At 44.4% G+C, this 15,611-nt stretch carries 14 protein-coding genes; 5 read left to right on the top strand and 9 right to left on the bottom strand.

Annotated elements, in window-relative coordinates:
- Window positions 1–34: 34 nt before the first annotated feature.
- From MSG34_RS11265 to MSG34_RS11245, 5 genes are all read right to left on the bottom strand, one after another.
- Complete coding sequence (locus tag MSG34_RS11265; protein WP_248337439.1) at window positions 35–1,048, bottom strand: manganese-dependent inorganic pyrophosphatase; 1,014 nt, start codon at window positions 1,046–1,048, stop codon at window positions 35–37.
- Window positions 1,049–1,488: 440 nt separating this feature from the next.
- Window positions 1,489–1,938, bottom strand: coding sequence for a septal ring lytic transglycosylase RlpA family protein (locus tag MSG34_RS11260; RefSeq protein ID WP_248337437.1), 450 nt, complete (start codon window positions 1,936–1,938; stop codon window positions 1,489–1,491).
- Between the two features lie 311 nt (window positions 1,939–2,249).
- Window positions 2,250–2,741 carry a VOC family protein gene (locus tag MSG34_RS11255; protein WP_048609315.1) on the bottom strand — a complete coding sequence of 164 codons (492 nt, stop codon included), beginning with the start codon at window positions 2,739–2,741 and terminating at the stop codon, window positions 2,250–2,252.
- 246 nt (window positions 2,742–2,987) lie between these two features.
- Window positions 2,988–4,364 carry a nucleobase:cation symporter-2 family protein gene (locus MSG34_RS11250; protein WP_172380111.1) on the bottom strand — a complete coding sequence of 459 codons (1,377 nt, stop codon included), beginning with the start codon at window positions 4,362–4,364 and terminating at the stop codon, window positions 2,988–2,990.
- Between the two features lie 299 nt (window positions 4,365–4,663).
- Entirely contained in the window at window positions 4,664–5,533 is an 870-nt protein-coding gene (locus MSG34_RS11245) for a patatin-like phospholipase family protein (protein WP_050622070.1), read from the bottom strand.
- A gap of 231 nt (window positions 5,534–5,764) precedes the next feature.
- Between MSG34_RS11245 and MSG34_RS11240 the strand changes: the two genes are divergently transcribed.
- Both MSG34_RS11240 and MSG34_RS11235 read left to right on the top strand, forming a co-directional pair.
- Window positions 5,765–6,655 (top strand): AraC family transcriptional regulator, encoded by an 891-nt coding sequence (locus MSG34_RS11240; protein WP_082242300.1) that lies wholly within the window; start codon window positions 5,765–5,767, stop codon window positions 6,653–6,655.
- 171 nt (window positions 6,656–6,826) lie between these two features.
- Window positions 6,827–7,501, top strand: coding sequence for a fibrobacter succinogenes major paralogous domain-containing protein (locus tag MSG34_RS11235; protein ID WP_050652334.1), 675 nt, complete (start codon window positions 6,827–6,829; stop codon window positions 7,499–7,501).
- 142 nt (window positions 7,502–7,643) lie between these two features.
- Here MSG34_RS11235 and MSG34_RS11230 read toward each other — a convergent pair whose 3' ends face one another.
- Window positions 7,644–8,135, bottom strand: a complete 492-nt coding sequence (locus MSG34_RS11230; RefSeq protein ID WP_016798106.1) for a VOC family protein — start codon at window positions 8,133–8,135, stop codon at window positions 7,644–7,646.
- 472 nt (window positions 8,136–8,607) lie between these two features.
- On the opposite strand from MSG34_RS11230, the gene ahpC reads away from it, so the two are divergent.
- A complete protein-coding gene (gene ahpC, locus MSG34_RS11225; RefSeq protein ID WP_016798107.1) occupies window positions 8,608–9,165 on the top strand; it encodes an alkyl hydroperoxide reductase subunit C in 558 nt (185 codons plus the stop codon).
- A 198-nt stretch (window positions 9,166–9,363) separates the two neighbouring features.
- Complete coding sequence (gene ahpF / locus MSG34_RS11220) at window positions 9,364–10,956, top strand: alkyl hydroperoxide reductase subunit F (RefSeq protein WP_248337435.1); 1,593 nt, start codon at window positions 9,364–9,366, stop codon at window positions 10,954–10,956.
- A 137-nt stretch (window positions 10,957–11,093) separates the two neighbouring features.
- Here ahpF and MSG34_RS11215 read toward each other — a convergent pair whose 3' ends face one another.
- The gene (locus MSG34_RS11215) at window positions 11,094–11,693 is read right to left on the bottom strand and encodes a LysE family translocator (RefSeq protein WP_248337433.1); all 600 of its coding nucleotides are present in this window, start codon (window positions 11,691–11,693) and stop codon (window positions 11,094–11,096) included.
- Between the two features lie 122 nt (window positions 11,694–11,815).
- On the opposite strand from MSG34_RS11215, the gene MSG34_RS11210 reads away from it, so the two are divergent.
- Window positions 11,816–12,301: an Lrp/AsnC family transcriptional regulator gene (locus MSG34_RS11210; RefSeq protein WP_248337431.1), complete on the top strand. Its 486-nt coding sequence runs from the start codon at window positions 11,816–11,818 to the stop codon at window positions 12,299–12,301.
- Between the two features lie 99 nt (window positions 12,302–12,400).
- On the opposite strand, the gene MSG34_RS11205 is transcribed toward MSG34_RS11210, so the two are convergent.
- Window positions 12,401–13,771, bottom strand: coding sequence for an L-serine ammonia-lyase (locus tag MSG34_RS11205; protein WP_248337429.1), 1,371 nt, complete (start codon window positions 13,769–13,771; stop codon window positions 12,401–12,403).
- A 26-nt stretch (window positions 13,772–13,797) separates the two neighbouring features.
- On the bottom strand, window positions 13,798–15,339 hold the full coding sequence (locus MSG34_RS11200) for a sodium/solute symporter (RefSeq protein ID WP_248337427.1): 1,542 nt from the start codon (window positions 15,337–15,339) through the stop codon (window positions 13,798–13,800).
- Between the last annotated feature and the right edge of the window lie 272 nt (window positions 15,340–15,611).

Below are 15,611 nucleotides of genomic sequence, written 5' to 3'. Positions count from 1 at the left end.
TCTCTACCAACCCCTTCTAAAGCTCTCTTAAAACTTACAAGCTCTCAATTGCCTTTTGTACCGCAGGGCCAATCTGACGCTTACGCGAAGTGACGCCTTCTAACGTCAGCATATCGCTGGTTGGTTCAGCGTTGAAAGCCGACTTGATGACTTGATAGTCGCTTTCATCTACCCACAGTAAGTTTGCTTCTTTGTTCTTAGTGTCGGTGATGGAGAAGAACAGATGATCTAAGCCGTTCTCTTCTTTATAAGACTTCATCGCTGCCAAAAGCTCGTCTTTACGATCAATCAGTTGTTGAGCCGTTAGCGTTTCAGCGACACCAATACCCACCTGTTTGCCACCGTATTTAAAGTTTTTGTAATCCAGCGTCAGAATGGTTTCAGAAGAAAGATGACTGAGATCCGACTTAGCAATCAGCATCTGTTGGCCGAAATCTTCGATATCTGAAATGCCTGCAACTTTTGCCAGTTTCTCTGCGTACTCACGGTCATGCTCAGTCGTGGTTGATGATTGGAATACCACGGTATCAGAGAGAATTGCACCCAAGCCAACACAAGCAAGGTGTTTAGGTAGGGTCACATCCAGCTTTTCAGCATTGTCAGCCAAAATTGTCGCAGCCGATCCCCAACCTCGAATATCCATCTCGACAATTTGTGGTGTGTTAATCGGTGAGCCACCAATTGCGTGATGATCAACCACAGCAACAATAGATGATTGGTCAATGGTTGGCGCTAGCTGAGTGACCTGATTGAAATCCACCAGCCCCACGCGGTATGAAGAGTAATCTGTCTCTACGCGTGGTGATTCAGCGTTACAGTAGTTCAAGATGAAAGTGGATTCTGGATTAATCGGCTCTGGCACTGTCGCTGTACCGCCATAGATATGAGCCGCGAGCATCGCAGACATTACCGTGTCGCTGTCTGGGCTAAGGTGTCCTGTCCATACGAGATCTTCACTGTTTTCATTAGCAGATTGTTGCAAGCTAAACGCAAAACTTGCTGAACTGAAAGACATAATTACGGCTGCAACGACAGGGGTTAGCTTCACGGGTATTTCCTTATTTGAATGCGATATAGAAGCCCATAAGCTAAACACCAAAAATTTCAGAACCGTGTCAGCGATATTTCAGATTTACTTCAGTGAGTAACGAAATGTAATTTCCCCTAGGCTTTCACTGTTAATCACACCAAAACTCAACTTGGATTAGTTCAGCTTTTCATTATTTCACAATGAATTTCAATGAACCCTAATGATAAGAAAGCTAAGACACTGATTTATTGATCACATAACATCATCAACCCACATACTAAAAAATAAGATAATCTTATTAAAAATGGATTATCGAAAGGCACAAAAGGCTACAAATCAGCCTTATTGAGTAAGTATAAATGTGCTATTTATTCATCGAGATCGAGGTTATTTCCTCCCCTTTCCCATTGCTGGTAAGGGATCGGAGATGTACACCAAGGGGAGGTTAGGAGGGGATTCTAGTGCTTGTATCGAAAGGTGTTGCTATCATCAATAATCTCAATTTTGACTTTTACTACGCCTTTCTTAACGTCACCAATTTGAGAAAATGCTTTGTGGGAAAGGTCAATCACTCGGCCTTTTACGTAAGGGCCTCTATCGTTAATTTTGACATCGACTGACTTTTTATTGGCTGTATTGGTCACTCTCACGATAGTCCCAAATGGCAAGGTTTTGTGAGCGGCTGTATAAGCATTTTTATTATACGTTTCACCACTTGCCGTCAGTTTTCCGTGGAATTTATCGCCATACCAAGAAGCCACTCCCATAAGCGCATGTGAATTGGCATAGCCCTTTGTTTTTGAAGTATCGACGGCCGCATGTGACGAGCATCCGGCAAGCAAAGTAATAAGAAAAGCGGCAAAGATAAGGTTTAGTTTTTTCATGCTATTTGAGTAGATCTTCTTCATGTAATGTTTATCTATTTTCATTGTAGTGCGGTTCAGCAGTATTAAGCTGAGTATTGTGAGTTCTCAGCGAGGGCTATCACCAATGTGATTCCGCAATGTTTTCATGAAGCACGCTCGCTTCAGTCATATTCATGAAAGGTTTTATCTTCAAAACGTCAACTTTAACAATGTCTTAAATCTGTTGCTTTATTAACCGCACCATATGATGGAGCACTTAAAAAGCACACAAACAAAAAAAGGATTGGTATCTCTACCAATCCTTTTTAGGGGGTGTTTCGGTTTTTCTACCTTATGCCAGGTAGATAACGTTATTACTCGTAGTCAGTCGCGTACGTGTCTTCGTATGTGTGCGAGTAGAATTCGAACAGGTTGCCAAACGGGTCTTCTAGGTAAACCATTTGTGCTTGTTTTAGTTCGTCTTCTGGGTGGTAACGCATGATGTCCATACGAACCTTACCGCCAAACTCTTCAACACGCTTAATCGCTGAATGAAACTGCTCTTTTGGAAGCTGTAGACAGAAGTGGAAGATACCTAAGCGAGAGAAATCTACTTCGTGACGCTCTTGGCGCTCTTTCATTTCGAACAGCTCAACACCGATGCCATCAGATGTTACTAGGTGAGCAATGTTGAAACCTTTGAAGCCTTCACCGAACACAGCGATACACATGCGGCCGATTGCTGATTCGCGCTCTTCCATCACTTTGGTGTTGTTCATTACGACTCTTAGACCTAAAGCTTTCGTGTAAAACTCGACTGCTTTGTCCATGTCGCCAACCATGATGCCTACGTGATTCATTTTCATAACTTTCTCCAAATTCGTTTTTAATTCTGTATTTTTCGAAGACTGCTTCGGTCTTCCGTTTCGATGGAGAGAGTATATGGAGATACGCTGATTAACTGAAATTATCATAATTTATATTAATGATAATTTTATGTTATCTACCAAGCTAAGTGAGATGCCAACACGTCACACAATAAGTTAAAGTTGAGAGCCACATATGTCATGTGGCTCTAGTTAAACATCCTTAGTTCAGCACGAAGAAGCCCGTTACGCTTTACTGGTATGTACGACGTTCGAAATCGGCTTGGCTTTAGTTTCAGGCACCAAAGACATCAACCCGGTAATCACAAGCGCGGCAATACCAGACATGGTTACAGGTGAGCCAAATATGCTTTGCACTAGCTTGGGTGCTTCTTTCAATAAATCTGGTACCAGCATGACACCAAGTCCTAAGCCTAGTGAGATGGCAATCGTCATGATTCTGCGACGATCCAGTTTCTCATTGGCGATGATTTTGATGCCCGCAGCAGCAACCGTACCGAACATCACTAATGTAGCCCCGCCCAAGACTGGCTTTGGAATCGTCATTAATACCGCACCTAAGATGGGAAATAGCCCTAACAGAAAAAGAATCGCGGCAATGAAATAGCCGATGTAGCGACTCGCGATCCCCGTAAAATGGATCACACCGTTGTTCTGGCTGAAAGTCGTGTTCGGAAAAGTATTGAATACCGCAGCGATAAGTGAGTTCACGCCATCACCCAGCACGCCAGCCTTGAGTCGATTGAGGTATTTAGGCCCTTTAACCGGCTGCCCTGAAAACATGCTGTTGGCGGTAAGGTCACCCGTAGTTTCTATAACAGTAATCAAGTAAATAAAAGCGATAGGCAGGAAGGCTTGCCAATCAAAAGCGAAGCCATATTTAAATGGGACAGGAATACTCAATAGCGGTTGAGAAGCAAAAGAAACCATAGACGCTTTACCCATCAAAATGGCAACGCCCCAGCCAACAACCAACCCAACTAAAATCGACGACAACCTAACCATATTATTGTTGCTCAGGTTAAGCGCGACTATGGTTCCGAGGACGATAGCACCCAACATCAGATTGCTTCCAGAGCCAAAATCTTCGGCACCAACGCCACCAGCAATATCTGTGACGCCAACTTTAATCAAAGAGATACCAATCGTGGTGATAACGATTCCGGTCACAACAGGGGTGATCACCACTTTCAGCTTTTCGATAAAACGCGAGAGGACGATTTCGACAAACGCACCGAAGAAACAAACGCCAAAAATGGTCGCCAGCATTTCATCCGGGCCACCGCCATTCGCTTTAACAAGAAAGCCCGCCCCAAGCACTGAGCCTAAGAATGCAAAGCTGGTTCCTTGGACACAAATCATCCCTGCACCAACTGGCCCTATTTTTCTGGCTTGGATGAAGGTACCTACCCCAGACACCATTAATGCCATGCTGATCAAATAAGGAATGTGTTCACCTAACCCTAAAACGCCACCGATAATAAGCGTGGGGGTGATAATGCCAACAAAACTGGCTAATACATGCTGCAACGCTGCGTAACTGGCTGCTTTAACTGATGGTCGGTCATCCAATCCGTAGATCAATTCACTGTTCTGTTCCATGTGACTTCCTTAATGTATTTTTCATTGTATACAATTTACATAAAGGCAATAGAGCAACATATATGCCAATGGTTTAACATTATATTTATCAATCAGTTAAGTTTTCCATCAAGGATATGCTGCACTAAAGAGCAACATTGTCGGTTTGTTTTAGTGCAGCCGATGGTTTATCCGATGTTCCTAAATTAAGCCCCACAAACACAAAAAAGGATTGGTATCTCTACCAATCCTTTCTAGGACGTTTAAATCTCAGTTAACCAGAGTTTGAGCCAAACAGTGTTTCAGCAATATCTCCGCCGCTAGATGGAGAGCATCGCCTTTATCTCAGGCATCGCCTCTTTTGCAGCCAGATAACCCGCTTGTATCGCTTGTTCTTTTTCATTAAAAGCCGCACTTCCATTCGGTTCATAGTCCAGTCTAATGACCACATCGGCACTGTTTAGCTCTTGCTCAGACAGACGACAGCTTTGCATGCGAAAAGCCGCAAGCGTAATCTTGCTCGCCGAGACTTCTGGCGTGATTTGATTGTGACAATAGATATCAACGGCTATCACCTTTTTAGCACCGAGATCTTTAGCCGCGTAAACAGGCACAACACTAAAAATACCGCCATCAACTAAGATATCACCTTGGTTTTCAACGGGTACAAATGCGCCGGGAATGGTTGATGAGGTTTGAACAGCATGCCCCGGGTTACCCGAACGAATAATAACGGTCTCTCTCGATGTCAGATTGGTCGCGGTAAGCGCGACAGGCATTGGCATATCAGACAGGTCATCATACGTCACTTGGCTGTTTATCCATTCTGACAAGTTCTTGCCATTCACCAAGCCTTTTGAAGAAAAGACAAAATCGGCGATGTCAGACATGCCAACTTTCTCTATCGCGAGTTCCATCTCTTCATAACTCAGCCCTGAAGCATATAGAGTCGCAGCAATCGAACCCGCAGAGGTGCCGCTCACCACATCAGGGGCAATGCCCTCCTCTGCCAAGGCTTTGATCACGCCTAGGTGCATAAACCCACGAACGCCACCACCGCCAAACGCAATACCGAGTTCATGCTCACCCGTTTCCGTAGAAGGTATTGCATTGAGATCGTTATAAACATTAGGTGTTGAGCAGGCCATCAAAGACAGCGTAACCAATATGAGAATGAAGCTTTTTAACATGTTCTTTTTCCAACTCTTTATTTTAAAACCACTTATCTCCACCAAGCCTTATCGTTATAACGACCAGACCCAGATTGAGCTTTTGATAAAGCACGAAAGCAGTTTGCATGCACCTATCAGCGGTAGTATTGTTGTCTGAAGTTACTATAACTCTCACAGAGATTCATAAATAGGCGAATTAATCTCAAAAATATGCCTATTTGTATCAGATCGAATTTACGGTGCAGGTTAATGAAGCAGAAAATTAAGCAGCTAGTAGAAAGTCGCATAACGGAGGATGGCATGCTCGAAACGGGCATAAAGGGAGTTCGCCTATTTAAGGTGACCCAAGCTATTCCGTGTGCTCCAGCCGTCTATGAACCAACACTAATCGTGATTTTAAGCGGCAGTAAAGAAGCAATATTGGATGGCGATAAGTACATCTATGACAGCAGTCAGTACTTGTGCTGCTCAGTATCCATGCCTGTTGAGGCGGGGACACCAGCAGCGACACCTGAAAATCCATTGTTAGGGGTAGCTATCTCACTCGATACCAAAGTGATGACCGAATTAGCCATCGCAATGGAGAGTGTCAGCGGCGCAGTTAAGGTCCCTAAAGGTAGCCCACAACCTCAAGGGTTATCACTCGCCAATTGGGACGACACTTTTTCTGATGCTCTACTTCGACTCATTCAGCTAGGAGACGATAAAGCAGGAACGGCCATTCTCGGCGAGAGTCGTTTAAGAGAGCTCTATTACGCTGTCTTACAAGGCGAGGCTGGTCTTTCAGTGCGAGGCGCATTTGGCATTGGCAATGAAATTGCCCGCTCAATTGAGTATTTATCGTTGAACCTGACAAAGAACGTCACGATTGATGAGCTTGCATCGCATGTAGGGATGAGCCGAGCGGTATTCCACCGAAAATTCAAACAAGCGACCCGAATGTCACCGATCCAATTTATGAAGTCGATGCGCTTGAATAATGCGGCGATGAAGATAGCTGCGGGTAAGAATGTCAATGAAGCTGCGATGGCAGTTGGGTACGTCAGCTCTTCTCAATTTAGTCGTGAGTTTAAGCGTGTGTATGGCCAGTCACCTAAGCAATGGAGCCAATCAAAACAGCTGATTGAAAACATCGCATAGCAATAAAACAAACTGACTATCAAATCTCTCCACCATACTAAATGAGATAAATAGGCATGTTTTAGAGAGTATATCGCCTATTTTAAACTCAACATGAGAGTTAAAGTAACCCCATAAGATTACAACGGGTTATTCATCATGAAAAAGCTAATTTCATCTATAGGAGTCAGTATGGTTATTGCTGCCACATCATCAGCTAACGACATCAACAAAGAGTTATACCAACTGACGGATACGGTTCAAGACGCGGAAGGTAACACTTATCGCACCGTTACTATCGGTGAACAGGTTTGGTTAGCGGAAAGCCTGAGAAGCACTCAGTTCCAAGATGGTAGCCCGGTAAGATCTGGTGCGATCCCAAAAGATGATCAAGAAAACCTATTAAAATACGGACGCTTATACAATTGGCATGATGTTTCAGATCAACGAAACCTTTGCCCAGTCGGCTGGCGAGTGGCGACCGATGAGGATTGGAAAAAGTTAGAGCTGGCCATCGGCATGCCTGAAGAAGAAGTACACCAAAACGGTTGGCGTGGGGGTGAGCAAAAGTTAGGTTTGCAACTCAAAGAAGCTCAAGCAGATGGACCATTTTCCAAAGTCGACCCATCTATTGTCAATAAACAGAACTTCTTTGCTAGACCTGCAGGCGTAAAATGGAATGGTTGGTATATCACTGAAGGTGCTTACACCGAGTTCTGGACCGCGAGCAGCGCATCCGACAAGAAAGGGATTATCCGAACACTTGCTTACGCTTGGTGGAATACGCATAAAGGTGAAATACGCAGAGCAACAAGTTCAAAAGACTATATGTTCTCGGTTCGATGCGTAAAAATCGAAGACCAATAACCCGTTATTGTGGCTGCTGTGGTCCCTGCCAACAGCACATCTCCCCTTCCCCAAAAAGCACAAACAAAAAAGGATTGGTATCTCTACCAATCCTCTTTAGGGGTGTTTCGGCTTTTCTACCTTATAGAAGGTAGTAACGCGATTACTCGTAATCAGTCGCGTACGTATCTTCGTATGAGTGAGAGTAGAACTCGAATAGGTTGCCAAACGGGTCTTCTAGGTAAACCATTTGTGCTTGCTTCAACTCGTCTTCTGGGTGGTAACGCATGATGTCCATACGAACCTTACCGCCAAATTCTTCAACACGTTTAATCGCTGAGTGAAACTGCTCTTTTGGAAGCTGTAGGCAGAAGTGGAAGATACCTAGACGAGAGAAATCAACTTCGTGACGCTCTTGACGCTCTTTCATTTCGAACAGCTCAACACCGATACCATCAGATGTTACTAGGTGTGCAATGTTGAAGCCTTTAAAACCTTCACCGAACACAGCGATACACATACGGCCGATTGCTGATTCGCGCTCTTCCATCACTTTGGTGTTGTTCATTACGATTCTTAGACCTAGCGCTTTCGTGTAAAACTCGACTGCTTGGTCCATGTCACCCACCATGATGCCTACGTGATTCATTTTCATAACTTGCTCCAAATTCGTTTTAAATTCTGTGCTTTTCGAAGACTAGCTTCGGTGTTTCGTTTCGATGAAGAGAGTATAGGCACATGCGTTAATTAACTGAAATTATCATAATTTATATTAATGATAATATTTTGTTATTTACAGTTTGGTATAACAACTCAACTCACGTAAAGAAACCATATCTACCTTTACCTACATAGACACATAGATACGCACACCAATAGAGATAAGCCCAATATAGAGAACAGCCTAAAGAGCATAGCTACTCAAATTGGGGATTGCTGATGTTTGATGGCTTTTGTTAATCGTTTTTGTTGATAGCTTTTACCGATAGTCTTTTCCTTTCGAAGATAGGATTCGCCTATTGAATCTATAGAAATGTCCGATTTCACTAATTTTCGGTGGCAATGCAATATATCTACATCGACGCGGGATAGCGTTAAACACTACAAATTAGAAAGAGAGTCAAATCATGATCAACACAGAAATCAAACCATTCAACGCAACAGCATTCAAAAACGGCGAATTCGTAGAAATCACTGAGCAAGACGTTAAAGGCAAGTGGGCTGTATTCTTCTTCTACCCAGCAGACTTCACATTTGTATGTCCAACTGAGCTAGTTGACCTGCAAGACAAATACGCAGAGCTTCAATCTCGCGGCGTAGAAGTTTACTCAGTATCAACTGACACTCACTTCTCTCACAAAGCATGGCACGATACTTCTGACAAAATCGGCACTATCGAATACTTCATGGTAGGCGACCAAACTGGCAACATCACAAATAACTTCAACGTTATGCGTGAAGGTCAAGGCCTTGCAGACCGTGCAACGTTCCTAATCGACCCTGAAGGCGTTATCCAAGCAATGGAAATCACAGCTGAAGGCATCGGCCGTGACGCAGAAGACCTACTACGCAAGGTTAAAGCAGCACAATACGTAGCCGCTAACCCAGGTGAAGTTTGCCCAGCTAAATGGAAAGAAGGCGAAGAGACTCTAGCTCCATCTCTAGACCTAGTAGGCAAGATTTAATCTAAGCCTAGCTAACAAGAATAGCTAAACGGTTCTACAGGCGCGCTTCGGCCCCCCTCCTAAAGGGCAGTCGCGCGCCACCCTTTCAAAACATCAACACCACAATATTTGCCGACTTGCGCCCCCTTTTTATTTTCCTTTTTCAGCAAGAAGGTATTGGTCAATACCAAGACACAGAATTTAAGAGCAGGCACGATTATGTTAGATCAAGCAATGAAGCAGCAGCTAAAAGCATACCTAGAAAACCTAAAAACCAATGTTCAGTTAGTCCTTAGCCTTGATGGCAGCGACACCGCAAACAAACTTCAAGATCTGGCGAATGATATTGCGTCTTTAACCGACAAAATTGAAGTGACTCGCGATGACAGCGCAAGCACTCGCAGTCCTATCATGCAGGTAGTGAACCAAGAGAAAGGCACCGCGATCGGTTTTGCCGGTTTGCCAATGGGTCACGAATTTACGTCACTGGTTCTAGCACTGCTTCATAGTGGTGGTCACCCTATCAAGCTTGAAGCGGATGTAATCGAGCAAATTAAAGAATTAGATCAAGAGCTTAATGTAGAAATCTTTATCTCTCTATCGTGCCAAAACTGTCCAGAGGTGGTTCAGGCATTCAACATGATGTCGGCGATTAACCCTCTGGTTAAGACAACGATGATTGATGGCGCAGCATTCCAAGACGAAGTGAAGTCTCGCGACATCATGGCAGTACCAAGCGTGTTCGTTAATGGTGAGCTATTTGGTCAAGGTCGTATGTCACTGGCAGAGATCCTGAACAAGGTTGATTCAGGCGCAGCAGAAAAGAAAGCAGCGAACCTAAACCAACAAGCACCGTTTGATGTATTGGTTGTCGGCGGTGGCCCTGCTGGTTCTTCAGCGGCAATTTATGCAGCACGTAAAGGCATTCGCACTGGTGTGGTTGCTGACCGATTCGGTGGTCAAGTGATGGATACTATGGCGATTGAGAACTTTATCTCAGTGAAAGCGACCACCGGCCCTAAGTTAGTGGCAAGCCTTGAAGAGCACGTAAAAGAGTACGGTGTTGAAGTGATGACTGAGCAGCGTGCTGCAAACATCATTGCGGCAGAAGACACTGAAGACGGTTACATCCACGTAGAGCTAGAGAGCGGCGCAACACTACGAGCTCGCACGGTTATCACAAGTACTGGTGCTCGCTGGCGTGAAATGAACGTTCCAGGTGAGCAAGAGTACCGCAATAAAGGCGTAGCTTACTGCCCACATTGTGACGGTCCATTGTTCAAAGGTAAGAAAACAGCGGTTATTGGTGGCGGTAACTCAGGTATCGAAGCGGCGATTGATTTAGCGGGTATCGTTGAACACGTAACTGTACTTGAGTTTGCAGACACATTGCGTGCCGACCAAGTACTTATCGACAAAGCAAACGCAACACCAAACATCGAAATCATCAAGATGGCTCAAACAACGCAAGTGATTGGTGATGGCAACCGTGTAACCGGTCTGGAATACAAAGACCGCAACACAGAAGAACTTAAACAGATCGAACTTGCGGGTATCTTTGTTCAAATCGGTCTGATGCCAAACAGCGAATGGTTGAAAGGTTCAAAAGTTGAGCTGTCACCACGCGGTGAAATTGAAATTAATGCTCATGGCGCAACATCAATGAAAGGTGTGTTTGCCGCGGGTGACGTAACAACCGTACCTTACAAACAGATCATCATTGCGATGGGTGAAGGTGCAAAAGCAAGCTTAGGTGCATTTGACCACCTAATCCGTAACTCAGCTCCAGTTAAAGAGGCTGAAACCGCTTAACCTTATACACTGAAAAGCTTAAAGCTTTTAACTCAAGTTCCTTAAATATTTGTTAACTTAATTCTTTACTGTTAACGACTTAGTCGACATTTAGACGCCACTCCTATGGATTTAGGAGTGGTTTTTTTCTTTGAAATTTATGCCGGTTGATAAAGCATAAAGGCAACCACCATCGCTAAGCTTCCACCCAAGCAACGGTTCACAAACATCATCTGTTTTGGTGATTGCAGCAACTTTTTAAGCATGGTGCCGCAATACGCCCACACCAACATGCACGGTACACCGGTAATCACCATACCCGCGATAATAGTCACGACTTGAATCAAGTAATCTGCGTTCGGAGTAATGAACTGTGAAAACACGGTCAATGACGCTATCCAACCTTTAGGGTTTAACACCTGCACCAACACACCTGACATAAAACCTGAACGATTGTCGATGGTGCTTTCTTCGATTTGCATGTTCGCAATCGACCACGCCATGAACAGCAAATAAGCCGCACCCGCGTATTTCAAAATGTTGTATAGCTCTGGGTAAAGGGTAAATAGGCTCACCAAACCGACACTAGAACCTGCCAGTACGATGATGATGCCAACAGCGTTCCCAGAGATAAAAGGTAAAGTCGCAGCAAATCCATAACGACTTGAAATCCCAAGTAATGCGATATTGCCTGCCCCAGGGGTAATTGCTATTGATGTTGAAAATAGCAAGAACGCCAGCATTAATTGAGAGCTCATCTCCTCTCACTCCTAATAAGTAAAGTATTTATAGGGGGAGAGTTTACAGATTCGACTAGGAATTAAATTGCTATATAGGCTAATATTAATCCAAATTTGAGCAAGACTTTTCTAAAATAGCCATGAAACAGAAAGAATCCACCAAAGAAGTATTAGATGACACAGATATCGCCATCTTAGAACATATCCAGCAAGACGGACGCATGAGCAACAGCAAGCTCGCAGAGCAGGTCAACCTCAGCGAAACCCCATGCTGGCGTCGTTGGAAACGCATGGAAGAAACAGGCTATATCGATGGTTATGCCGCCAAACTGAATCGTAAAAAATTAGGCTTTCATGTGGCTGGTTTTACTCTTGTGACCTTGGGTAACCATGAAGTTGAAAACACAGAACCGTTCGAAGAGTTTGTCGCGGTAACCGATTGGATTCCTATGTGTCACTGCATTGCAGGCGGCGCCGATTACATGGTGCAAGTGTTGGCGAAAGATTTGGAAGAGTACTTTGAGCGCATTAGCTCGATCAGACGAGTGAAAGGCGTGAGTGCGATTCAATCGAACATCTCGGTGAAAGAGTTGAAAAACAGCTATCGATTGCCGCTTTCAGATTAGCTCCCTAAAACACATCAAACAAAAAGCCCAGCCGCGATAGATTTCTAAAGTCTAAAGCTCTGGGCTTAACGTTATTATTTACTGGGTTAACTGGCTTAGCTATTCACAAGGGTGAGCCAGATGGATCAAGGCTAAGCCACCGAGTGATGTTTCACGATACTTCTTGTTCATGTCTTTACCCGTTTGATACATGGTCGCAATGACCTTATCTAACGAAATCAAAGATTTACTGTTACGCTTCAAAGCCATACGTGATGCGTTGATGGCTTTCATCGCGCCCATCGCATTTCGCTCAATACACGGCACTTGAACCAAGCCACCAATTGGGTCACAGGTCATACCCAATGAGTGTTCCATTGCGATTTCCGCCGCAATACAAATCTGCTCATTGCTGCCACCGCGTAGTGCCGTTAAACCAGCCGCTGCCATAGAAGACGACACCCCTACTTCACCTTGGCACCCGACTTCCGCACCAGAAATTGAAGCGTTGGTTTTGTACAAAATGCCAATCGCACCCGATACCGCTAAGAAGTCTTTTAACTGCTTGGTATCCAACTCTTTAATGAAGCGATGGTAGTACATCAACACGGCAGGAATAACGCCCGCTGCCCCATTGGTTGGTGATGTTACCACTTGGCCACCAGCCGCATTTTCTTCGCTAACCGCAAACGCAAACAAGTTAATCCAATCCATGATTTCCATTGGATCGTTTTCAACCGCCGCATTCGCTTCTAACTTTTTCAGTAGATTAGGCGCGCGGCGTGTCACGTTCAAACCACCATCAAGAATGCCTTCGGTTTCAAAGCCGCGTTCCATACAACGACTCATCACTCGCCAGATTTGATCCGCTTTCTCTGAAATAATGTCAGAGCCTTCGAACTCCGCTTCATTTTTTAGAATCATGCCACCGAGGCTCATCCCACTATTATCGGCTTGTTGCAGCATTTCATCGGCGTTTTTGAATGGGAAAGGGACTTCTACTGCTTGGGTTTGAGTACCATTTTGCAGTTCATCAGCAGTTGCGATAAAACCGCCGCCAATCGAATAATAAGTTTCATCGACAATCACGTTTCCACTTTGGTCGAACGCAGTAATCATCATGCCATTTTCATGCAGAGGCAGATTGTCTTTGTGGAACAACATATCGGTTTCGTAGTTGAAGCTAATGTGCTTGGTGCCCGCTAAATCCATCTCACCACTGTCTACGGCATGACGCATTGCTTGGTTTGCGCTGGTGATTTTGATGATGTCTGGCTTATTGCCGAGTAGCCCCAATATTGTAGCTCTGTCGGTGTGGTGACCTATGCCAGTCAATGACAAAGAACCGTATAAATCCACCTGAACACGCGTCACTTCAGCGATTTTATCAGCGATTAATTGTGTGAAATGGAAACCCGCAATCATTGGGCCGTTGGTGTGAGAGCTCGATGGCCCCACACCAATTTTGTAGATATCAAAGATCGATAACATAGATATACCAGTAAAAAATCGGTCAATTAAGAAAGAGCGGCATAAAGCCAATCAGGGATAACAGTACAAGCTGCAATCGTCACAACAGCGAACACCAACAAGCCGTAATGACTCGCGGTGGGCTTTGCAAACAAATGCTTTTGCTTGGCTATAAATTCATTTTGTTGCTCGGTTACCTCTCCCCAGAAGCGGCTCACAACAACACCTAACACTAAGAAAACCACAGTGCCAATCAAGGCAAACCAAGGCCAAGCTATTCCGCTGTATTTGGCGATGAATACGACGGCCACACTGCCAATACTGCCCGTAATTACGCCTTTCTCGTTTGCTTGTTTGAAGAACAAGCCCAAGATGAAAGAGCCAAGGCGAATACCAACAAAAATGGAGGTCAGGCTCGCAATCGTTTTAAGTACCGATTCATTAGAAACCGCCAACAAAGCAGGTACAACAACCGATGCTGCAGCAACCAAGCTCATTTTTCTAGCCACTGATTCATAGTGCGCGTCAGAGGCTTTCTTACGGAAAAAGCGCTTGTAGAAATCGAACGTTGCGACCGTCGCCATAGAGTTATAAGTGGAATCCAGTGTCGACATGGCCGCTGCCGAAAGTGCTGAGATCACCAAACCAACAATGATTGGGTTGGTATGGTTAAACACAAAATCGAGAATCACTTCATTGCTGTTTTCAAAACTGCTGTCTTGATAAAAGACACTTAACAGTACCCCCATCACAGCAAAGAACAGATAAACAAAGAACGCGCCGTAGCCACAAAGTAACATCGACTTTTGCGCTGTTTTAACACACTTAGTCGCTAACGTTCTTTGAATAATCAGTTGGTTAGTACCATACACACTCAGGTGCAAGAAGCTCACAGCCACTACGCCTGCCCACAATGTGGTATCGACGCCTAAGTCAAAATCGAGGTTGATGATATTCAAATGTTCAGGAGACAACACCTCGCCCGCATCGATTTTCATCAGCAATAAAACAAAGATCGCAATGCTGCCGATAATCAACACTGCAGACTGAAGCATGTCAGTCCAGATTACTGTCGAGATACCACCCGCATAGGTATACAACGCAGTAAATACGCTGATGTAGATGATCGCCTCAGAGATACTCACCGGCAGCACTTGCACTAAAATCAGGGCAACCGCATACAAAATAACCCCTGCCGAAATACACTGAACCACAATGAACACGATGGAATTGATCGTGCGAGCAACAACGCCAAAGCGGTGCTCTAGGTATTCGTAAATCGAGGTTAGGCCGAGCTTGTAAAACACCGGAACAAAGAAAAGCACAGTGAAAAAGATCACTATTGGATAGTTCAAATGTACGCTCATCGCTTCCATGCCTGAGCTATAAACCCAGCCCGGCATGCCAACGAACGTCATTGCGCTGATGTAGGTTGCAAGAATCGACACACCTGCCGTAAACCAACCAAACTGTTTTCCACCAGTCGAAAAGTCGCCACCGACGCTATAGCGCCTATTAACTAAGTAGCTGATAAACAAAGTAGTTAGTACATAAAGAGCAATAACCACAAAACTTGAGTACGTAACCATTTTTAGATTCCGTTTATTGTATGTCGCAAATCATTCGCCGCCAATAGTACTCAAAAATGGATATTTTCCCTCAAAAACCCACAGTAAGTGTGACTATTATCACTAAGATAGACGATTAAACACTCAAATCGCCCCACAAAGCACAAAAACGCGATAAAATGAGATCCAGATCACCAAAACACACAAAATGGGTACGCACTCATTTTAAAATTGACTTTGATCACGGATCTAATAACCACAAAAATTCTATTATCTCTCCCGAAATGAAGACG

The sequence above is a fragment of the Vibrio sp. 1CM2L genome (assembly GCF_023161695.1).
Taxonomy (GTDB): Bacteria; Pseudomonadota; Gammaproteobacteria; order Enterobacterales; family Vibrionaceae; genus Vibrio; species Vibrio coralliirubri.
The sequence above is the reverse complement of the archived record's forward strand: the minus strand, read 5'-3'. Positions and strand labels throughout refer to the sequence as shown.